The 20,270-nt window shown below is 66.1% G+C and carries 15 protein-coding genes; 8 read left to right on the plus strand and 7 right to left on the minus strand.

The annotated features are described in order from the left end of the window. Positions 1–4 precede the first annotated feature (4 nt). Positions 5–2,758, minus strand: coding sequence for a DNA polymerase I (gene polA / locus F455_RS0105160; RefSeq protein WP_026293092.1), 2,754 nt, complete (start codon positions 2,756–2,758; stop codon positions 5–7). Between the two features lie 147 nt (positions 2,759–2,905). Here polA and F455_RS0105165 point away from each other — a divergent pair, with 147 nt between their 5' ends. Beyond that, complete coding sequence (locus tag F455_RS0105165) at positions 2,906–3,451, plus strand: hypothetical protein (RefSeq protein ID WP_018972211.1); 546 nt, start codon at positions 2,906–2,908, stop codon at positions 3,449–3,451. A 45-nt stretch (positions 3,452–3,496) separates the two neighbouring features. Here F455_RS0105165 and F455_RS0105170 read toward each other — a convergent pair whose 3' ends face one another. From F455_RS0105170 to F455_RS0105190, 5 genes are all read right to left on the minus strand, one after another. Further along, a complete protein-coding gene (locus tag F455_RS0105170; RefSeq protein ID WP_018972212.1) occupies positions 3,497–4,861 on the minus strand; it encodes an AMP-binding protein in 1,365 nt (454 codons plus the stop codon). 66 nt (positions 4,862–4,927) lie between these two features. Next, positions 4,928–5,485: an L-threonylcarbamoyladenylate synthase type 1 TsaC gene (tsaC, locus tag F455_RS0105175; protein ID WP_018972213.1), complete on the minus strand. Its 558-nt coding sequence runs from the start codon at positions 5,483–5,485 to the stop codon at positions 4,928–4,930. Between the two features lie 8 nt (positions 5,486–5,493). Further along, a complete protein-coding gene (locus tag F455_RS0105180; protein WP_018972214.1) occupies positions 5,494–7,947 on the minus strand; it encodes a DNA topoisomerase I in 2,454 nt (817 codons plus the stop codon). Positions 7,948–8,139: 192 nt separating this feature from the next. After that, complete coding sequence (dprA, locus tag F455_RS0105185; protein ID WP_018972215.1) at positions 8,140–9,264, minus strand: DNA-processing protein DprA; 1,125 nt, start codon at positions 9,262–9,264, stop codon at positions 8,140–8,142. Between the two features lie 26 nt (positions 9,265–9,290). Next, the gene (locus F455_RS0105190; protein WP_026293093.1) at positions 9,291–10,475 is read right to left on the minus strand and encodes a LysM peptidoglycan-binding domain-containing protein; all 1,185 of its coding nucleotides are present in this window, start codon (positions 10,473–10,475) and stop codon (positions 9,291–9,293) included. 138 nt (positions 10,476–10,613) lie between these two features. Here F455_RS0105190 and def point away from each other — a divergent pair, with 138 nt between their 5' ends. The 7 genes from def (at position 10,614) to F455_RS19860 (ending at position 19,225) form a co-directional block, all read left to right on the plus strand. Next, on the plus strand, positions 10,614–11,123 hold the full coding sequence (def, locus tag F455_RS0105195) for a peptide deformylase (protein WP_018972217.1): 510 nt from the start codon (positions 10,614–10,616) through the stop codon (positions 11,121–11,123). A gap of 21 nt (positions 11,124–11,144) precedes the next feature. After that, the gene (gene fmt / locus F455_RS0105200; protein WP_026293094.1) at positions 11,145–12,089 is read left to right on the plus strand and encodes a methionyl-tRNA formyltransferase; all 945 of its coding nucleotides are present in this window, start codon (positions 11,145–11,147) and stop codon (positions 12,087–12,089) included. Continuing rightward, positions 12,086–13,405: a 16S rRNA (cytosine(967)-C(5))-methyltransferase RsmB gene (rsmB, locus tag F455_RS0105205; protein ID WP_018972219.1), complete on the plus strand. Its 1,320-nt coding sequence runs from the start codon at positions 12,086–12,088 to the stop codon at positions 13,403–13,405. Before fmt ends, rsmB begins: the two co-directional genes overlap by 4 nt. Further along, the gene (locus F455_RS0105210; RefSeq protein WP_157578457.1) at positions 13,380–13,955 is read left to right on the plus strand and encodes a DUF4390 domain-containing protein; all 576 of its coding nucleotides are present in this window, start codon (positions 13,380–13,382) and stop codon (positions 13,953–13,955) included. Before rsmB ends, F455_RS0105210 begins: the two co-directional genes overlap by 26 nt. After that, positions 13,928–16,126: a sensor histidine kinase gene (locus F455_RS0105215; protein ID WP_018972221.1), complete on the plus strand. Its 2,199-nt coding sequence runs from the start codon at positions 13,928–13,930 to the stop codon at positions 16,124–16,126. Before F455_RS0105210 ends, F455_RS0105215 begins: the two co-directional genes overlap by 28 nt. Before the next feature lie 140 nt (positions 16,127–16,266). Continuing rightward, the gene (locus tag F455_RS0105220) at positions 16,267–17,979 is read left to right on the plus strand and encodes an ArnT family glycosyltransferase (RefSeq protein WP_026293095.1); all 1,713 of its coding nucleotides are present in this window, start codon (positions 16,267–16,269) and stop codon (positions 17,977–17,979) included. Between the two features lie 112 nt (positions 17,980–18,091). After that, positions 18,092–19,225, plus strand: coding sequence for a glycosyltransferase family 9 protein (locus F455_RS19860; RefSeq protein WP_018972223.1), 1,134 nt, complete (start codon positions 18,092–18,094; stop codon positions 19,223–19,225). On the opposite strand, the gene F455_RS19865 is transcribed toward F455_RS19860, so the two are convergent. Next, the gene (locus tag F455_RS19865; RefSeq protein WP_033409302.1) at positions 19,197–20,255 is read right to left on the minus strand and encodes a glycosyltransferase family 9 protein; all 1,059 of its coding nucleotides are present in this window, start codon (positions 20,253–20,255) and stop codon (positions 19,197–19,199) included. The genes F455_RS19860 and F455_RS19865 overlap by 29 nt on opposite strands. Positions 20,256–20,270: the final 15 nt, after the last annotated feature.

Here is a 20,270-nt window from a genome sequence, read left to right on the forward strand (position 1 = left end):
CCACTCAATGCGCTTCGTCCCAGTTGTCGCCGACGCCGATATCGACGACCAAAGGCACCTCAAGTTCCGCGGCGTGCATCATGCGCTCGCGTACGCCGTCGGACACTTTCTTCACCGCATTCTCGCGCACCTCGAACACCAGTTCGTCGTGTACCTGCATGATCATGCGCGCGTCGCCGGCGAGTGATTGCAACCAGGCGTCGACCGAAATCATCGCGCGCTTGATGATGTCGGCAGCCGTGCCTTGCATCGGCGCATTGATCGCCGCGCGCTCGGCGCCGGCGCGCAAGCCCGCGTTGCGCGAATGGATTTCGATCAGATACAAGCGCCGGCCAAACAGTGTTTCGACGTAACCGTCGCGATGCGCCTGCTCGCGTGTGCGCTCCATGAATTCGCGCACGCCAGGATAGCGTTCGAAGTAGCGCTTCACGTATTCGTTCGCCTCGCCACGCTCGATGCCGAGCTGGCGCGCGAGGCCCCAGGCGCTCATGCCGTACATCAGGCCGAAGTTGATCGCCTTCGCCGCGCGGCGTTGGTTCGCGTCGACCTGCTCGGGCGGCACGCCGAACACCTCGGCCGCGGTCGCACGATGCACGTCCTGGTTGCCATGGAACGCGGCGAGCAGACCGGGATCGCCCGACAGGTGCGCCATGATGCGCAGCTCGATCTGCGAATAGTCGGCGGCGAGAACCTTGAAACCCTCCGGCGCGACGAAGGCCTGGCGGATGCGCCGGCCCTCCTCGGTGCGGATCGGAATGTTCTGCAAGTTGGGATCGTTCGACGACAAGCGCCCCGTCGCGGCGACTGCCTGGTGATAGCTCGTATGCACGCGTCCATCGCGCGGATTGACCGCCTCGGGCAGCTTGTCGGTGTAGGTCGAGCGCAGTTTTGCCAGCGTGCGGTAATCGAGGATCAGGCGTGGCAGCTCGTGCTGATTGGCCAGCGCTTCGAGCGCTTCCTCGTTCGTCGACGGCTGCCCGGTCGGCGTCTTCACCGACACCGGCAATTTCAACTCGTCGTAAAGCAAGGCCTGCAGCTGCTTCGGCGAGTCGAGGCTGAAATGACGACCGGCGACTTCGAACGCGCGCTGCTGGAGTTCGAGCAGGCGCTTGCCGAGTTCATTGCTCTGCTTCTTCAGTTTGGCGACATCGATCAGCACGCCGGTCTGCTCCATGCGTGCGAGCACGGGCACGAGCGGCATCTCGATGTCGTCGAACACCTTCTGCAGCGTCGGCACGGTTTCAAGCTTGGCCCACAACGCTTCGTGCAGGCGCAGCGTGATATCGGCATCCTCGGCCGCGTAATCGGCCGCGACGCGCACGTCGACCTGCGAGAACGGTATCTGCTTGGCGCCCCTGCCGGTCACGTCCTCGTAGCGGATCGTGTCGACTCCGAGGTACTTCTTCGCCAGCGTGTCCATGTCGTGGCGGTTGCCCGAAGAATTCCATACGTAGGATTCGAGCATTGAATCGTAGCGCACACCTTGCACGGCGATGCCGTAGTTCGACAACACGTTCATGTCGTATTTCGCGTGCTGGCCCAATTTGGTTTTCTTCGGGTCCTCCAGCAGCGGGCGCAGCGCGTCGAGCACGGCGGCGCGATCGAGCTGCGCGGGCGCGCCCGGATAGTCATGCGCGAGCGGCACGTAGGCCGCATGGCCCGGTTCGACCGCAAATGAAACGCCGACGATTTCGGCCTGCATCGGATCGAGGCCGCTGGTTTCGGTGTCGATGCAGAACAGGTCGGCGGCTTCGAGGCGTTTGCGCCACGCGTCGAAGTCGGGTTGTGCGAGGACGAGATCGTAGCGCGACGGCGTCGAACTCTTCCCTTCGTGCACAGGCGCTGGGGAAGGCGCCTCGGCCAAGGCCGCGGGGGCCGGCTCTTCTGCGGCATTACCCGCAGCCGTTGCATCGAGTTCCTTCAATGCCGCCTTGAATTCGTAATGCGTATAAAACTCGCGCAACTTGTTGATATCCGCATCGCGCAACAAGAGATCGTTCGGCGTTTCGTCAAGCGCCACGTCGGTCTTGATGATCGTCAGCGTCCGCGACAGCGGCAGGTGCGGCAGCGCCTTGCGCAGATTTTCGCCGATCTTGCCGCCGATCTTGTCCGCGTTCTCGATCACTCCGGCCAGCGTCTCGTATTCGGCCAGCCATTTCGCCGCGGTCTTCGGCCCGCACTTCTCGACGCCGGGCACGTTGTCGACCGTGTCGCCCGTCAGCGCGAGATAATCGGCGATCTGGTCGGCGCGCACGCCGAACTTTTCGACGACGCCTTGTTCGTCGAGCGTCGTGTTCGTCATCGTGTTGACGAGCTTGACGTGCGCATCGACGAGTTGCGCCATGTCCTTGTCGCCGGTCGAAACGGTGACCTCGATGCCGTGTTCCGCCGCCTGTCTGGCGAGCGTGCCGATCACATCGTCGGCCTCGACGCCGGCGACGCGCAGGATCGGAATGCCGAGCGCGGCGACCATGCGCAGCATCGGCTCGATCTGCGCTGCGAGGTCTTCCGGCATCGCCGAACGCGTCGCCTTGTACTCGGGGTAGAGTTCGTCGCGAAACGTCGGTCCTGGCGCATCGACGACGAAGGCGATGTAGTCCGGCTTCGCTTTCAGCGCGAGGCGAACCATGTTGTGCACGGTCAACAGCGCGCCGGTCGGCTCGCCGGCGCGCGTGGCGAAATGCTTGTCGTACGTGGCATGGTAGCCGCGATACAAGTAGCCGGAGCCGTCGATGAGAGTCAGGGTTTTGGCGGACATGCGCGGCGCGAATTCCTGCGGGGCCGTGAGCTTGGGCCAGTCATGCTTTATTTGCAATCGTGAACGGTCCACAACCGTGGGCGGTTTCATGCCACCTTCACGCCGGCTTTGCTATGCTCGCTCCAGGTTTTCTGACGGAGTAGAGCCATGCGCAAGTTGCTTCCCTTGATGCTCGCTTGCGGACTGATTGCCGCGCAGGTCCAAGTTCACGCTCAGAAGAAAACCGATGACGGTTTGCCGCCGGTGCAGCCGCCACCGGCAATGGATGATCCGCCGGCGTCCACGTCGCAAACACCACCCGCGACGAACAAGGCGAAGACGGTGCCGATCGCGAATTCCGACGCCGAGTCCAAGGCCGCTGCCGAAGAAGCCAAGCGCCGCACCGCGCAACCGGTGCCGGCCCTGCCGCCTGAACCCGAGAAGAAATTTGACAGTCCCGGCTTGCCGCCGGACGTGCAGAAGGCCGCCGAGGCCACCGAACTGCCTGTCATTACCGTGCGCCAGGAAGGCAACGAGACGATCACCGAATACCGCAAACGCGGCAAGATCTTCGCCCAGTACTTCAAGTCGAAGGACAGCGGCGAGGAGAAGTGGTATGTCGATCCCGGCTACAAGGGCCCGATGCCACCTGACCTCGACGCCGGCATGCACGGCAAACCCGGCGCCGTGCAGTACAAGGTGTTCGGCTGGTAACCGAGTCCTAGCGAGACGCCTTTCGCGCTTCCGCGCGTCGCGCCGCTACAGCGCGGCCAGCAGCGCTGCGCGCGGCAGCTTGCCGGTCGCGTTGCGCGGCAGCGCATCGACGCGGCGTAGCGGCCGCGGCAGGAATGCAGGATCGATCGTCGCGCGCAGCGCGTCGAGGATCTGCGCCTCGTCCAGATCCGGCGCGACGACGAGCGCGGCGATCCGGCGCACACCGGCACAATCCGACTCCGCGTCGAGCTGGAACACTACGCCATCGAGAACGCCGTCGATCGCGAGCAGCCGCCTTGTCAGGTCGGCCAGCGAGGCACGCTTGCCGGCGATCTCGAGCAGGTCGCTGTTGCGCCCGCGTAGGTTGAAGCGTCGCCCGGGCAGCAGTTCGACGATGTCCTGCAGCACGGTCGGCTCGGCGAAATGCGCCGCGCTTGCGAGCGTGCCATCGGGTTGCGGGTGCAGTTCGACGGCATCGTAAAGCGACCACGCCTCGCCCAGCGCAGTGCGACGTTGCGCGATCACGCAGGTTTCGGTTGAACCGAACAGCTCGATCACTTGCGTTGCGAAGCGCGCTTCCACCGCCGCGGCGAGTTCGGTCGACAGCGGTGCGGTCGCGGTGACGACGGCGGCGAGCGCAGGCAAGGCGACGCCCGACTCATGCAGCGCGCGCAGGTGGAACGGCGTGGTCACAAGCACGCGCGGAGCGGGCATGCCAGCGAGCGCGGCGGCAATATCGGCGGGCAGCAGCGGCTGCGAGTCGTGGATCGCCGCGCGCGAACGCAGCGGCAGCAACACCGACAGCTCCATGCCGAACATGTGCTGTGGCGGCACGGTGGCGAGGATGTTGAACGTCTCGCCCGTCGTCGTCGCCAGCGCGGCGAGATTGAGTGCGCTCGATGCGCAGAATCCGCCCCAGGTCTTGCGGTTGGCTTTCGGCGCGCCGGTCGACCCCGAGGTGAAGCCGATCGCGACGAGTTGATCGGCCGCTATCGATACATTGGTGAAGAATTTTCGGTCGGCTTCGCTCGAAAGCGTATCGCGTACATCGATAACGCGCGTGTCGGCCAACGCGGTGTCTTCGTCGGTCAGTACGTAGTGGTTCGGATACGCGCGCAGCATTTCGGCGAGCAGTTGCGGTGCACGCGAGGGCGGCAGCAGGTTGGCCTGCCCAGCGACGACCGCAGCGCAGAATGCGACAAGAAAGTGATAACGCTGCGTGCACAGATTGAGTGTGTAGCGCGCCTCGGGCAGGCGTGCTGCGAGCGCGAACACATCGGCGAGGAATTCAGCTGCGTCAACCTCGCGTCCGCCGTGCCGCGCGAAGACGCGATTGAAGTCCGCGTCCGCGAGCAGCGGAATTTTTTTCTGCGCGTCCGAGGATCGCGCGTTCTCGAATACGGCCGACATCGGCTCCCCCTCAATATTCTTCCCTAGGAACCTATTCTCGAAGCTACTGCGCTTTGAAAACGGGTTCTAAATCCGGATCTCTTCGCCGCTCACGACGTCGTGGATCGGCGTTGGTCGCGCCAGTCCGCCGGTTTCTCCTGCGAGAATATAGGCCACGTCGGCACCGAATGCAGCCTGAACCGCCTCGGCGCTGCGCGCGGGCGGCTCGCCGTGGCGGTTCGCGCTGGTCGAGACCAGCGCGCCACCGAACGCGCGACACAGTGCGGCGGCGAGCGGATGCGCGGTCACGCGCAAGGCGATGCCTGAGTGCGCACCGGTGAGCCAGCGCGGCGTCTGCGGCGCACGCGGGAACACCCAGGTATGTGGGCCAGGCCAACTTGCCAGCGCGCGCGCCAGCGCCGCTGCAGGCACGGCGGCGAGGGCGACGTATTTTTCCACCTGGGCGAAGTCCGCGGCGATCAGCAGCATGCCTTGCGTGGCCGGACGTTGCTTGAGTGCGAACACTCGGCTCACGGCCGCTTCGTTCGCCGGATCGCAGCCTAGCCCGTACACCGCTTCGGTCGGGTAGGCGATCACTCCACCCGAGCGTAGCGCGGCGACAGCGATGTCGAGACCGGAATCCATCGCCACCGCTATGCGGTCTTGCTTGCCGCTTTTTTCGCCGCGGTTTTCTTTGTAGCCGCCTTCTTCTTCGCGGCGGCTTTCTTGGCGGGAGCTTTTTTAGCCGCAGCTTTCTTTGCCGGCGCCGCTTCCGCCTTCTTCGTCGGTGCAGCCTTCGCGCCCCTGCCGAAACGACCGCGCTTCTCGGGCGCGGCAGCGATCAGCTCGACGCATTCCACCTCGGTCAGGCTCGCTGGTTCACGATCCTTCGGAATCTTCGCGTTCTTCTTGCCGTCGGTGATGTAGGGGCCGTACTGGCCGCGCAGAATCTGGATCGCACCGTCCTGGAAGCTTGCGATGACGCGGTTGCGGATCGCTTCCTCCTTTTCGCGCAGGACTTCCTGCGCGCGCTCGAGTTCGATCGTGTACGGATCGTCGGGCGGCTTGATCGATGCGTAGATTTTGCCGTGCTTGACGAACGGGCCGAAGCGGCCGATGCCCACGCTGATGGTCTCTCCGTCCGCAGCCTCACCCAACGCGCGAGGTAGTTTGAACAGGTGCAGCGCATCCTCGAGCGAAATCGTGTGGATGCTCTGGCCTGGGCGCAGGCTGGCGAAGCGCTTGTCCTCGTCGTCGCGGCCGCCGAGCTGGGCCATCGGCCCGTAGCGGCCGAGGCGCACGGATACGGGTTTGCCGCTGATCGGGTCGTCGCCGAGCACGCGCTCGCCGCCCGCTTCGCTGCGGTCGACGGTTTCGGTTTTGTCCTCGACCAGCGCCTTGAACGGCGTCCAGAACCTCTGCAGCAACGGCTTCCATTCCTCTTCGCCGCGGCTGACCGCGTCGAGCTCGTCCTCGAGCTTGGCGGTGAAGTCGTAGTCGACGTACTGGGTGAAGTGACCGGCAAGGAACTTGCCGACCGCGCGGCCGATGTCCGTAGGCTTAAAGCGGCGACTGTCGAGCGTCACGTATTCGCGGTTGAGCAGCACCTGGATGATGCTCGCGTAAGTCGACGGGCGGCCGATGCCGTATTCCTCGAGCGCTTTGACCAGCGAAGCTTCCGAGTAGCGCGGCGGCGGTTCGGTGAAGTGCTGGTTGGCGGCGATGTCGGCCAGCGGCACGGCCTCGCCGATCTGCATCGCGGGCAGCTTGCGGTTCTCGTCCTCGTCCTCGGTGTTCTTCGCGTCGCGACCTTCCTCGTAAACGGCGAGGAAGCCCGGATCGACCACGGTCGTGCCGCTCGCGCGGAACATCGAATCATTGCCGGCGTCGAGATCGACGCTGACGGTATTGAGCGTGGCGTACTGCATCTGACTTGCGACCGCACGCTTCCAGATCAGCTCGTAGAGCTTGCGCTGGTCGTCACTGAGGTACTGCGCCATTTCGCGTGGCGTGTGCAGCGCCGAGGTCGGGCGGATCGCCTCATGCGCTTCTTGCGCATTCTTCGATTTGGCGCGATAAAAGTTAGGCGCCTCGGGCAGCGCTTTCGCGCCGTAGTCGCGCGCGATGACCTTGCGGATCTCGCCGATCGCATCGGCCGCGAGACTGACCGAATCGGTACGCATGTAGGTGATCAGGCCGACCGTGCCTTCGCCGCCGATCGCGACGCCTTCGTACAGGCCCTGCGCGAGGCGCATCGTGCGCGTCGTCGAGAAGCCGAGCTTGCGCGCAGCTTCCTGCTGCAAAGTCGATGTCGTGAACGGCGGCGACGGGCGGCGCTTGCGCTCCTTCGACTGCACTTCGGCGACGACGAGGCGGCCCTGCGCGGACTTGATCAGCGCATCGCGCGCGGCATGGGCATCGTGCTCGTTGGTCAGGTCGAATTGCTCGAATTTCTTGCCGCGCAGCTTGAGCAGGCGCGCGCTGAAGTGCAGGTCCGGATGCGCGCAGTCGGCTGCGATCGTCCAGTATTCCTGCGCCTTGAACGCTTCGATCTCCTCCTCGCGCTCGACGATCATGCGCAGTGCGGGCGACTGCACGCGGCCCGCGGACAGGCCACGCTGGACTTTGCGCCACAGCACCGGCGACAGATTGAAGCCGACCAGGTAGTCGAGCGCACGCCGCGCCTGCTGCGCGTCGACCAGGTCGTGCGAGAGCTTGCGCGGGTTGGCCACGGCCTCGCGGATCGCATGCGGCGTGATTTCCGAGAACACCACGCGGTGCACCTCCTTGCCGTCGAGCAATTTCTTTTGCTTGAGGATTTCCGAGATGTGCCAGGAGATCGCTTCGCCTTCGCGATCCAAGTCGGTCGCGAGATAGATCGAGTCGGCCAGCTTCGCCGCCTTGGCGATCGCGTCGACATGCTTCTCGTTCTTCTCGATCAGCTCATAGTGCATCGCGAAGTCGTGATCGGGGTCGACCGCGCCTTCCTTCGGCTTCAGGTCGCGCACGTGACCGTACGAAGCCAGGACCTGGAAATCCTTGCCGAGGTATTTATTGATCGTCTTCGCTTTGGCCGGCGATTCGACGATAAGCAGGTTCTTTGCCATAGGTTATTTCGCGGGCACGGATACGTCCGTATCGACGCGGAGAAATGGATCGGTCTGAGGGAAATTCAAGCAGTTGCGGAGCCGCGGTCCCGCGGCACCCCTTTTTCCAGTCAAACCCGCAAACGGGCATGCTGTCAAGCTCGGCCTGCCGTAACAGGCGATTTCGCGACTTCGTGCGGAGCCGTTTCCGACCTAACGCACGCTGCGCGCATAGCGCCCATTTTCGGCGCAGACGAGGCCGTCGAGTTCGAGCACGAGCAACATCGAGGACAGCGCCCCAGCAGCGAGCCCGGTGCGCTCGACGAGCTCGTCCAGCGCTGCCGGAGTATGGTCGAGCGCCTGCATCAACGCGGCGTATTCTGGATCGTTTCCGTGCGTATTGCCGCTAGGCTGCGCCGTCGGATCGATGCGGCTTTGCGTGTCGAGCGCAGCCAGACGTTCGCGCAGGCCGTCGGCGAGGATCGCGCCGACGCCGCGCAGGTCTTCCAGCACTTCGGTCGCGGTTTCAACCAGCTTGGCGCCCTCGCGGATCAGCTTGTGGCAGCCGCGTGCGAGCGGGTTGTGGATCGAGCCCGGCAGGGCGAAGACTTCGCGGCCCTGCTCGGCCGCATAGCGCGCGGTCGTCAGCGAACCGGACCTCAGGCTCGCCTCGACCACGAGCGTGCCGAGGCTCAGGCCCGAGATGATGCGGTTGCGGCGCGGGAAGTGGTTCGCCTGCCCGGGCACGCCGGGCGGATATTCGCCGACCAGCGCGCCGTTCGCGGCGATGTCCGCGGCCAGCTGCGCATGCTGGCGCGGATAGACCAGATCGATGCCGGTGCCGAGCACGGCGATGGTCTTGCCGCCCGCGGCCAGCGCCGCAGCGTGCGCCGCGCCGTCGATGCCTTCAGCGAGCCCGCTCGTCACCGTGTTGCCGGCGACGGCGAACGCGCGCGCATTGGCGATGCCTCCCGCGCTGGCGCTGCGTGCGCCGACGATCGCGATCTGCGGCATCCACAGCAGCGCAGGATCGCCGATGACGAACAGTGCCGCGGGCGCGCTGGCGATATCGCGCAGGAGTACCGGAAAGTCGTCTGAGTCGCAGGTGAGCAGATGGTGATCGGCTGCGGCGAGCCAGGCTTCGTCCGCATCAAGCCGGGCCGAATCGGGCGCCGCGAGCCAGGCGTGGGCTTCCCCACTAGCCTCGCGTCGTGCGTGTCTGCACGCGTCGACAATGCTGCCGTGCCTAGCCAGCAAGCTGCGTATGCTCGCCGCGCCGACCCCCGGCGCGCGCAGCAGGGTCAGCCATGCGCGGGTCGCCTCGGCTGTGGCCGGCATGGCGACCTTGCTGGCCTCGATCCCGGTCAGAGATGATCGGGATCGTACAGCGGGTCGCCCAGGTGCACCGGCTTGACCCCGTCCACGACCAGGCCGTAGCTGACGTGCTCGAACGTGCGGAAGATCATCACGTGGCCGACGTATTCCTCGGGCAACTGCACCTTCGCGTCCTTCGGATGGAAGAATTTCTTCGCACTCTCGGGCGAGTAGTCGAAATTGTCGTTGACCGTTTCGCCCGGATGGAAGATCGAATAGACCTGGCCATTCTCGATGCCGTCATCAGCGCCGTGCGACAGCGCGAGCACCTGATCGCGACCGGTGACCATGCCGGCCGATGGATCGAGCGTATCGGTGAACGCGACCACGCGCATGCCGTCCGGCACCTTCATCGGCGGGTGTGGCACGTACTGCGCGTCATAGGGTTTGTCGTCGAGCGGCAGGACCAGGTCGCCCGGCGCCACTTCGATGTCGGAACTCAGCAGCAGCGCCGAGGCCGGATTGCCAGCCTTGGTGACGCGCACCGTGCCGATCTGCAGGCCTTCATAGCCGAGGAACTTGATGTTGCCGGCAAGGCTGAACTGGTTCGGGCCATGGTGCCAGATCAAGTCGCCGCGAATCTCGTGGTCGCGGCTCGGCTCGTCGGTGGAGTCGCGGTAGAAGCGTTGCGGCGCGCCGTCCTTCGGCACCAGTTCGTAGTAGCGGCCGAGCGGATGCACGATCGCGAGCTGCTGGCCCGGCTGCGCGTCGAGGCCGCGCACGTAGACGAGCTGGCCCGGGGTCGCGCGCAGATGTGCTTCCTCGGCGCCGACCACATGCGGGGCGGCCTTGAAGTCGTCCTCGCCGATGATGCGCGTGCGCTTGAGGAACTTGTCGATGCGTTCGAGCGCGATCGGCTTGATCGCGTCCTCGAGCTGCTCTACGCGTACGTGCGGGCCGCCGGCGTTGTTCAGGTGCGGGCCGCCATTGAGATAGGCGAGGTTGATCACATCGCCCGGAAAAATCAGGTGCGGGTTCTTGATCTGGCCGTTGGCCTGCCATACCTCTGGCCATTGCCAGGGTTTCTTCAGGAACTTGTTCGCGATCCCCCAAAGCGTGTCGCCGCGGCGCACGACATAGGTGTCCGGATGGCCGGGCTTGAGTTCGACCGTCGCCGCGTAGGCAACGAGTGTCAGTGCGAATCCAGCAAAAATCGCAGGCAGCTTCTTCAGCATGATTGAATACCCGATGTCCCCCGAGGCGGACACAGTGTAGAGCAAAAAGCGTCCCGCGAAACGCGGAATCGTCCGCAAGTTCGTCACGCAAGTGCCGATGGAATATACTTTCCTTCCTGAAATTCGCGTCTACAGGTCATGAGTCCGCTTCCCATCCTCGAATATCCCGATCCGCGCCTGCGCACCAAGGCGCAGCCCGTGACCGTGTTCGACGCGGCGCTGCAGGCCTTGGTCGACGACATGTTCGCGACCATGTACGAGGCGCCCGGCATCGGCCTGGCCGCGAGCCAGGTCAACGTGCACAAGCAGCTGCTCGTGCTCGACGTGTCCGAGGAAAAGAACGCGCCGATGGTGTTGATCAACCCGAAGATCATCGCCAGCGAAGGCAGCCAGACCTATCAGGAAGGCTGCCTGTCCGTGCCGGGCATCTTCGCCGATGTCGACCGCGCCGACCGCATCACGGTCGAGTCGCTCGACCGCCACGGCAACGCGCAGAACTTCGAGGCCGAGGGCCTGCTCGCCGTGTGCATCCAGCACGAGATGGACCACCTGATCGGCAAGCTGTTCGTCGACTATCTCTCGCCGCTCAAGCGCGAACTGGTTCGCAAAAAGCTCGAAAAGCAGCGCCGCAACGCGGCCGCGGGCTGAGCGCACATGCCTATGGCCGCGCTGCGGCTGGTGTTCGCGGGCACGCCCGATTTCGCCGTGCCGCATCTCGCCGCATGCCGCCGAGACGGTGTCGAAATCGCGGCCGTCTACACCCAGCCCGATCGCCCAGCCGGGCGTGGGCGCAAGCTGACGCCGAGTCCGGTCAAACAGGCTGCGCTCGACCTCGGCCTCGCGGTCGAGCAACCAGAGAACTTCAAGGACGCCGCGACGCGCGCTCGTCTCGCCGCCTACGCGCCCGACCTCATGGTCGTTGTCGCCTACGGTCTGATCCTGTCGCGCAAAGTGCTCGCGATCCCGCCGCGCGGCTGCTGGAACGTGCATGCCTCGTTGTTGCCGCGCTGGCGCGGCGCGGCGCCGATCCAGCGCGCCATTCTCGCCGGCGACACCGAAACCGGCGTCTGCCTCATGCAGATGGAGGCTGGCCTCGATACGGGACTGGTACTGCTGCGTCGAGCAATTCCTATTGCACCCGAAGACACCGGTGGTTCGCTGCACGACAAGCTTGCGGCGCTGGGAGCCGGATTGCTCGGTGCAGGCCTTGATCGAGTTTTGCGCGATCAGGCGATTCCTGTCACGCCGCAATCCGAAGACGGCGTGACCTACGCGCACAAACTCGACAAGGCCGAGGCGCGGCTCGACTGGAACGAGCCGGCCGCGGCGCTCGAACGCAAGGTGCGCGCCTTCGATCCATGGCCGGTCGCCGAAGCGGTCGTTGCAAGCGAAACCCTGCGCGTGTGGCGCGCGCAGACGCGCGAGCGCGGATCGGCGGACGCGCCGCCGGGAAGCATCGTCGCTGCATCGCGCGATGGCATCGACATCGCCTGCGCCGACGGCGTGTTGCGCCTGCTCGAAGTGCAGCGTGCGGGTGGGCGGCGCATCGCGGCGGCAGACTATCTCAACGCGCGTCCCGAACTCAGGCGCGTGGCCGCGAACTCCGCGGCATGAACGCTTCCGCGCCGCAGCCGGCAAATGTGCGCGCTCTGGCCGCGCAGGCGCTCGCGCGCATCGTGCGCGGCGAGTCGTTGCGCACGGTATTCGCTGCTGCTGCGCCGCGCCTGGCCGACGCGCGCGACCGCGCCCTGTTGTCGAACCTGCTGCACGAGGGCGCGCGCTGGTGGCTGCGCTACGATGCGGCGCTCGATCGCCTGCTCGAACGCCCGCTGCGCGAGCGCGAGCTCGACGTGCATGCGCTCGGCGTGCTCGGCATCATCCAGCTCGATGTACTGCGCCTGCCCGAATACGCGGCGGTCGCGGCCACGGTCGAAGCCGCACGCAGCCTACGCAAGCCGAAGTTCGCTGGCCTGATCAACGCGCTGCTGCGGCGCTGGTTGCGTGAGCGCGAGGCAATGAACGCCGAGCTCGACACCGACCCGGTCGCGCGCACGGCGCATCCGCGCTGGTTGCTCGACGCGCTCGCCAGCGACTGGCCGAATGAAGTCGATGCGATCGTTGCCGCGGACAATGCGCAGGCGCCGTTGTGGCTGCGCGTCAATCGTCGCCGCGCACGGCGCGAGGAACTGCTCGAGCGCTTCGCCGCCGCGGGTATCGAGGCAAGCGCGGCCGCTTCGCCCGATTGCGCGATCGTGCTCGCCCAGAGCACCGACGTCACTCGCCTGCCCGGCTATGCCGAAGGCGCATTCTCGGTCCAGGACGGCGCCGCCCAGTTCGCCGCCGCCCTGCTTGATCCCCGTGCCGGCCAGCGCGTGCTCGACGCCTGCGCGGCGCCGGGTGGCAAGTCCGCGCACATCCTGGAGCACGCGGATGTGCACCTGACCGCGCTCGACAGCGATAGGCACCGCTTGACTCGCATCGAGGAAAATCTTGCGCGCCTGGGTCTCAAGGCTGCGATCCGCGCCGGCGATGCGGCCGTGCCTGCGGCGTGGTGGGACGGCACGCCGTTCGATCGCATCCTCATCGACGCGCCATGCTCGGCGACCGGCATCGTGCGCCGCCAACCCGACATCAAGCTGCACCGGCGCGCGGACGACATCGCCCGCCTCGTCGACGAACAGGCGCGCATCCTCGATGCGCTGTGGCCTTTGCTTGGGCTGCGCGGGCGCTTAGTCTATGCGACGTGTTCCGTGCTCGCCGAGGAGAACGCGCATCAGATTGCGCGCTTTCTCGAGCACCATGCCGATGCGCGGTCGCTCGACGCCGCTCCGCCGGAATGGCGCAACTGCGGCGAAGGCGGCGCGCAGAACCTGCCGGGGGAGAACGGCATGGACGGATTCTATTATGCGGTACTCGAAAAAGTTAATTAATATACTTTTTCTCATCGCAACCGCTGCGCTGGCTGCCGCCTGCGCGCGCAGCGACGATGGCGCGCGCTTCGGCGTGCGCGAAGCCGCAGTCGCGGGCAGCACGTTGAGCGCGCAGCTCGACTGGCAGCCGAGCGAGACGCTGCTCGACGGTCTCGATCACGGCATCCCGCTTGTGTTCGACATCAGCCTGTCGGCGCAGGCGCGCAGCAGACTTGGTCTGCAGGCGAATCTTGCCGAGCAGCGCTGGCGCCGTGAACTGCGCTACTTCCCGCTGACGCGCCAGTATCAGCTGCGCGATCCCGATGTCGCGCGCAGCGGCACGCAGGCGCGCAGCTATGCGGTGCGCGCGCTCGTCATCGCTGCGCTCGCCGATCTGCGCCTGCCGCTCGATCCGGCGCTGACCGCCGCCTCGGCGCAGCGCTATGTGCTGCGCATCGAGCTCGAGCGCGATGCCTTGCCCGGCGCGTTGCGCCTGCCGGCGCTGATCGACGCGGACTGGCGCCTTTCCACCGGGGACTACGCATGGCAGGCCGGATCCGGCGCGCGCTGAGCTTCGTCGCCCGGCGCGTGCTGCCTGCGCTCGCCATCGCCGCCTTGCTGGCGGCGACGCTGCTGCTCGCGCGCGACGCGACGAGCGACACGAACCGGCTCGGGCGCTTCTATCTGTGGATCCTCGGTGCCTCGGCGCTGGCGCTGGTCGTCTTGGTCGCCATCATCGCGCAACGCCTGTTGCGGCTGTCGCGCGAGCTCAAGCGCTCCGTGCCGGGTGCGCGCCTGACCCGGCGCTGGCTGCTCATGCTGATCGCGCTCGCCGTACCGCCGGTGCTCGTGGTCTACGGGTTCTCGCTCTACTTCCTCAATGCGACGATCGACACCTGGTTCAACGCGCGTCTCGAACAAGGCCTGTCTGCCGCGCTCGGCGTTGGCAAGGCCTATCTCGACGAGCGCCTGCGTGCGGCCGAGACCAGCGCGACCGGCATCGCGCGCGATCTGGCCAACCTGCCCGACGCGGATTTGCAGGCGCGGCTCAAGGCGGCGCTCGACGCGCAATTGATCACCCAACTCGTCGTGTTCGGTGACGACCGCCGCGTGCTCGCGAACGAGGGCTCCGATCCACGCTTCCTCGACGCGGTCTATCCGGATGCGAATGCGCTGAACCAGCTCAAGATCACCGGTCGCTACGCCGCCGCGGAACCGCTCGGCGAACCGGTCGTGCTCAAGTTGCGCGTCGTGTTGCCGCTCGCCGACGCCGCGCCCGGCGCGAACCGTCTGTTGCAGGCGCTGTATCCGGTGCCCGAGCAGATGCAGCCGCTGATGGCGACCGTGGAACAAGCTGGCTACGACTTCCAGCGCCTGAAATTCCTGCGTGATTCGCTCAAGCTCACGTTCACCCTGGTGCTCACCTTCGTGCTGCTGCTGTCGGCGCTGTTCGCGGTACTGACCGCGTTCGGCGTCGCGCGCCGGCTGACCGCGCCGATCGGCCGCCTCGCCGCGGCGACGCGCGCGGTCGGCGCCGGCCGCTACGACACGCCGTTGCCGGTCGCGGGCGACGACGAGCTCAGTTTCCTCACCCAGTCGTTCAACCAGATGCAGGGCGAGCTCGAACGCGCGAGCTCGCGTCTCGTGCACAGCGCGCAGGAGACCGACAGCCAGCGCACCTATCTGCGCGCCGTGCTCGAGCGTCTGTCCGCCGGCGTGCTCGGTCTCGACCGCGAAGGCGTTCTGCGCACGGCCAACCACGCCGCCGAAGTGATCCTCGACCTGCCGCTGTCGCGGCACATCGGCCAGCATCTCGGCGTGCTGCGCCGCGAACGTCCCGCGCTCGCACCGCTGGTCGATCCGATCCTCAAGCACATGCGCGAGGCCGCGCGTGAATGGCGCGAAGAAGTCGTGCTCGACGACCCGGATCAACGCTCGGGCAACGAGCGCCGTGTGTTGATGCTGCGCGGTGCGGAACTCTCGCCGATGCTAGGTGAAGATGCCGGCATCGTCGCCGTGTTCGACGATCTGACCCTGCTCAACCGCGCGCAGCGCGATGCGGCCTGGGCCGAGGTTGCGCGCCGCCTCGCCCACGAGGTCAAGAATCCGCTGACCCCGATCCAGCTCGCCGCCGAACGCCTGCGCCGTCGTTTCATCGGTCGCCTGCCGCCGGAGGAAACCGAAATCCTCGATCGCGCCACGCTGACCATCGTCAACCAGGTCGAGGCGCTCAAATCGATGGTGAACGCGTTCGGCGACTACGCCCGCCCGCCGCAGATCGACGCCCGCGCATTGTCGATCAATGCGCTCGCCGGCGAGGTCGTCGATCTGTACGAGAACGACCAGCGCATTCAGCTGACTCGCCAGTTCGCCGCGAGCGACCCGAGCCTGCGTGCCGACGCGGTGCGCCTGCGTCAGCTGCTGCACAACCTGATCAAGAATTCGCTCGAAGCCGTCACCGGCGAGCACAAGCCGCATATCGAGGTGATCACGCGCGAGATCGACGAGGGCGGTCGCCACTGGGTCGAGCTGGCTGTCGCCGACAACGGCCCCGGCCTGCCCGAGGGTTTCGACGCGCGCTGGTTCGAGCCGTACACGACGAGCAAGGTCAAAGGCACAGGCCTGGGCTTGGCGGTGGCGAAGAAGATCGTCGAAGAGCACGGTGGCACGATCCGCGCGGAAAATCGCGCCGAAGGCGGCGCCGTATTCACCCTGCGCCTGCCGCGCGACGGCGATGTTTGAGAACAGGTTCTGACGAACACGAAGCTGGCCGGCGTCAGCTTGGCGTCAACTTGTGTTAAGTAGGCTGCGGCGTACGCGCGAGCGTAGTCCGCATTTCCTTTCCCCGTTTCTTCGATCACTCTGCGATGAGCGTTCCATCGATGCCGCCTGCACCTGCCCGCCGCGAGCTGTGGCTGTTCCTGCTCTTCGCCCTCGTCGTGATCGGCGCCGGCATCGGCCTGCGCGATCCGTGGCCGGCGGACGAGCCGCGCTTCGCGCTGTCGGCGCAGCAGATGGTCGAGTCGGGCGACTGGCTAATCCCGCATCGCGGCCACGAGATCTACGCCGACAAGCCGCCGGCGTTCATGGCCATGCAGGCCGCTGCGTTCGAGCTCGTGCGCAACTGGCGCATCGCCTTCCTGCTGCCCTCGCTGCTCGCCGCGCTCGGCACGCTGCTGCTCGTCTATGACCTCGCGCGGCGGCTCTGGGACCACCGCGCCGGCCTCTACGCCGGCGTCGCCCTGCTCTGCGTGTTCCAGTTTGTCTATCAGGCAAAACGCGCGCAGATCGATCCGATGGTGACGTTCTTCATCACCCTCGCCAACTACGGCTTGCTGCGCCACTTCCTCACCGGCCCCGATTGGCGCATGTACTGGCTCGGCTGTTTCGCCGCCGGCCTCGGCGTGATCACCAAGGGTGTCGGCGTGCTCGCGCTGCTCATGTTCCTTCCCTACATTTTCGCGCGCAGCACACATTGGAATTTCGTCGCCGCGACGAAGGATTCCGCCTGGCGCTGGGCCGGCGGGTTCGCCGCGCTCCTCGTCGCGATCGCACTGTGGCTACTGCCGCTCGCGCTCGCGGTGTCGCTGCATCCCGCATCGGAATACCAGGCCTATTTGCACGACATCCTGTTCAAGCAGACGGCGGCGCGCTACACCGATTCGTGGGACCACCAGCAGCCGCCGTGGTACTACCTCGGCGTGATCCTGAGCGGCTGGATGCCGTTGTGGCTGGCCTGGTTCGGTACCGTGCCGGCCTGGGCGCGGGCTCTTCGCGAACACGATGCGCGCATTCTGTTGCCGTTGGCCTGGGCGTTGCTCGTGATCGCGTTTTTCAGCATCCCCTCGGGCAAGCGCGACATGTACATCATGCCGGCGCTGCCGATGGTCGTGCTCGCCTGCGCGCCGTACCTGTCGCAGATCGTCGAACGAAGCTGGTTTCGCCGGCTCGCGCTTGGAGTGCTCGTCGCCCTCGGTGTCGTGCTCGCCGGTGCCGGACTGCATGCCTGGTCGGGGCACTGGAAATTTGCCAACGACCTCGCCGAGCAACGCGGCTTCGACGGCGGCGGTGCGGCATTGTGGAGCCTGCTCATCGCGCTCGGCGCCTGGCTGCTGGCGTGCGCGGCCTGGTTCCGTCTCGCGCGCGCGGCAAACGGGCTCGTCGCGGGCCTAGCCGGCCTCTGGCTGCTCTGGGGCCTGTGGGCCTCGCCGCTGCTCAACGATTCGAGTTCGGCGCGCGGGCTGATGCGCCAGGCCGGCGCGGCGATCGGGCCCGATGCCGAGCTCGCCCTCGTCGCGTGGAAAGAGCAGAACCTGTTGCTGGCCGACCGGAAGGTCGTCGAATTCGGTTTCGTCAAACCCGTCCATCTACAACTCGGCGAGGCGATCCGCTGGCAGGAGGCGAAGCCCGATGCGCGTTGGATCTTCATCCTCGCCGACGCGATGGCGCCATGCATCGACCAAGCGAAGGCGCGCTACGTCGGCCATGCGAACCGGCGCGAGTGGTGGCTGTTCCGCGGCGATGCGGTGGCCGAGGCTTGCCGCGGCGGCAATGTCCCTGCGCCACGCAAGGAAGTGGACGCCGAAGCGGAATGATCTGAATGGGGTGCATCAAGCAAGTTCGTACTTGATTTGCGGCGGACCATCCTGGGCCCGGCGAAAACTCTGCACCTGTGCAGAGTTTTCATTGCAGCTAGACTGCGCGGCTATGACGCAACCGATACGCCACAGCAACGATTCTCCCGCGAAAAGTCTGCGTCGCCGCGTCGCACGCTGGTTTTCACGCCGCTTGGCGTCGCCATCGGCGCCCGCCGACAGTCTTCCGCAGCACATCCCCGCGCGCGGTATCCACCGCATCCTGATTTGCCGGGCGACGCGGACGCTGGGCGAGACCTTGCTGCTGTCGCCGTTGCTGCGCGAGATCGAGGCGCGTTTTCCCGGCGCTGAAGTCGACATCATCAGCGGTTGCGCAGCGGCGCCGACCTTGTTCCAACGCTTTGCCCAGGTGCGGCGCATAAGCGTGCTACCGCGCAGCATCGCCAAGGCACCTCTGCGTTACCGGCGCTTGCTCAAGGAGTTGCGCGCGGCGAAATACGATCTAGCGATCGATCCCTACCTACTGTCGAATTCCGATCGGTTGCTCGTGCGCACTTCACGCGCGCGGTTTCGCATCGGCTTCGACGGAGCGAAAAAAAGCGGCCATCTCACGCACCCGCTCGCCCAGCCGCGCGAGGAGGAGCACGCGGCGAAGCTGCCGGTGTATTTGCTGCGTAGGACGATGGGTGTCGCCGGCGATCCAGCGCGGTGGACGTATCCGGAACTCGACTTGCATCTTTCCGCTGCGGAACGCGAACAGGGGCGCGAAACGCTGCGCGCCGTCGCCGCCGGAGCGTTAGCGCAAGCGCGCGGGACGATCGGCGTCTACGCCTTCGCCACCGGCGTGAAAAATTACTCGCGCGATTGGTGGCTGCGTTTTCTTGCCGCGCTCGCCGCGCGCTATCCACAGCATGCGATCGTCGAGATCGTGCCCGGCTTCGGCCGCTCGCTGCTCGGCGATGCGTATCCGACGTATTTCTCCTCCGATATCCGCAAGCTCGGCGGCGTGCTCGCGAACCTCTCGCTCTACGTCAGCGCCGACTGCGGCATCATGCATCTCGCTGCCGCGAGTGGCGCACCGACGGTCGGCATCTTCTCGGTCACCGACATCCCGGGCTGGAGCGTCTACGGCGCGCGCAACCATACGATCGACGCGCGCGATCTCGATGCGGAGCAGGCGGCCGCCGCGACCATCGCGGCGCTCGGCGAAGCCGGGCTTACGCCAGCGAGCGCCACGCCGCAATGACCTGTCCGGGGGAAATGTCCGCCGCGGTTGCGGCGCGCGGCGAGGTACCCACATTGATTACCGGCTTGGCGTATGGGCTGCGCCGATCCCATTTTTCCGGACCGTACTTGCCGGCATAGAGCACGACAAGCGGGCAGCCCATCGCCGCGGCTAAATGCGCGGGGCCGGTATCGACCGAGACCATGCTGTGCGCGCGCTCGAGTACGCCAAGCAAGCGACGCACGGGCAGATCGCTCGTCGCGATCTTGACCGCGGCAAGTCCCGTCGCGTCCGCGATTGCCCGACAGACGGCCGATTCGGACGGTGCTCCCGCGAGCACGAGATTTGCGGTCGGTAGGGTTTCGTGCATCGCGCGCAGCAACGCGGCCCAGGATTCGATCGGCCAGAACTTCGGATCATCGTCGCGTTGATGCAGCCTGCGCTTGACCTTCCAGTTTCCCGGTTGCAGCAGCACGAACGGCGCGTCGGTGAAGCCACGTTCGCGCAGCCAGGCGTCGGCGTCGCGGCGGTCTGCTGCATCGAGGTAGAGGCGTGGCGCGGCCTGCAGGTCGTCGGCTTGCCAGCGGTAGTCGGCCTCGCGGTATGCGCTGGGCGTCATGCGGCCGAAACGCAGGGCTTGGTCGACCCAGTGTTCGTCCTTGTGCAGCGCCATGTCATGCAGGAAAACGCAGCGTTGCTGCGGCACACCGGCGAAGCGCAGCAGCCAGCGGATGCGTTTGAGCGATCCGCGGGTGTCCTCGCTCACGTAGATGGGGCCGTCGTGAGCGCGAATTTTTGCTATGAGTCGCCAGCGTTCCGGACTGAAGGCGAGCAGTTGGTGGCGATTGGCGAGTTCCCAGATCTCGCCGACATCGGGATGCCCGCGGTACAGCTCACTGGTCCACGAACCGCGAGCGAGAATGCGACAGGGACGGCCATAGCGCCGGCGCAGCAGATGAAGCAGCGGTTCCTGCAGCAGCATGTCGCCGAGACGGCCAAAGCGGATGACCAGCGGAACCTGGGACCGGGCTGGCCCGTTTTGCGCAGACATGCAGGGAATTGCTCG

It is taken from the genome of Rudaea cellulosilytica DSM 22992 (assembly GCF_000378125.1).
Taxonomy (GTDB): domain Bacteria; phylum Pseudomonadota; class Gammaproteobacteria; order Xanthomonadales; family Rhodanobacteraceae; genus Rudaea; species Rudaea cellulosilytica.

What these genes read in the sequence shown, in the direction of transcription:
- dprA (WP_018972215.1), bottom strand. Translation starts at nt 9,264, where the DNA reads ATGCCGGCCACAGCCGAGGCGACCCGCGCATGGCTGACCCTGCTGCGC.
- F455_RS0105190 (WP_026293093.1), bottom strand. Translation starts at nt 10,475, where the DNA reads ATGCTGAAGAAGCTGCCTGCGATTTTTGCTGGATTCGCACTGACACTC.
- F455_RS0105180 (WP_018972214.1), bottom strand. Translation starts at nt 7,947, where the DNA reads ATGGCAAAGAACCTGCTTATCGTCGAATCGCCGGCCAAAGCGAAGACG.
- F455_RS0105215 (WP_018972221.1), top strand. Translation starts at nt 13,928, where the DNA reads ATGGCAGGCCGGATCCGGCGCGCGCTGAGCTTCGTCGCCCGGCGCGTG.
- F455_RS0105210 (WP_157578457.1), top strand. Translation starts at nt 13,380, where the DNA reads ATGCGGTACTCGAAAAAGTTAATTAATATACTTTTTCTCATCGCAACC.
- rsmB (WP_018972219.1), top strand. Translation starts at nt 12,086, where the DNA reads ATGAACGCTTCCGCGCCGCAGCCGGCAAATGTGCGCGCTCTGGCCGCG.
- F455_RS0105220 (WP_026293095.1), top strand. Translation starts at nt 16,267, where the DNA reads ATGCCGCCTGCACCTGCCCGCCGCGAGCTGTGGCTGTTCCTGCTCTTC.
- tsaC (WP_018972213.1), bottom strand. Translation starts at nt 5,485, where the DNA reads ATGGATTCCGGTCTCGACATCGCTGTCGCCGCGCTACGCTCGGGTGGA.
- F455_RS19865 (WP_033409302.1), bottom strand. Translation starts at nt 20,255, where the DNA reads ATGTCTGCGCAAAACGGGCCAGCCCGGTCCCAGGTTCCGCTGGTCATC.
- def (WP_018972217.1), top strand. Translation starts at nt 10,614, where the DNA reads ATGAGTCCGCTTCCCATCCTCGAATATCCCGATCCGCGCCTGCGCACC.
- F455_RS0105170 (WP_018972212.1), bottom strand. Translation starts at nt 4,861, where the DNA reads ATGTCGGCCGTATTCGAGAACGCGCGATCCTCGGACGCGCAGAAAAAA.
- F455_RS19860 (WP_018972223.1), top strand. Translation starts at nt 18,092, where the DNA reads ATGACGCAACCGATACGCCACAGCAACGATTCTCCCGCGAAAAGTCTG.
- F455_RS0105165 (WP_018972211.1), top strand. Translation starts at nt 2,906, where the DNA reads ATGCGCAAGTTGCTTCCCTTGATGCTCGCTTGCGGACTGATTGCCGCG.
- polA (WP_026293092.1), bottom strand. Translation starts at nt 2,758, where the DNA reads ATGTCCGCCAAAACCCTGACTCTCATCGACGGCTCCGGCTACTTGTAT.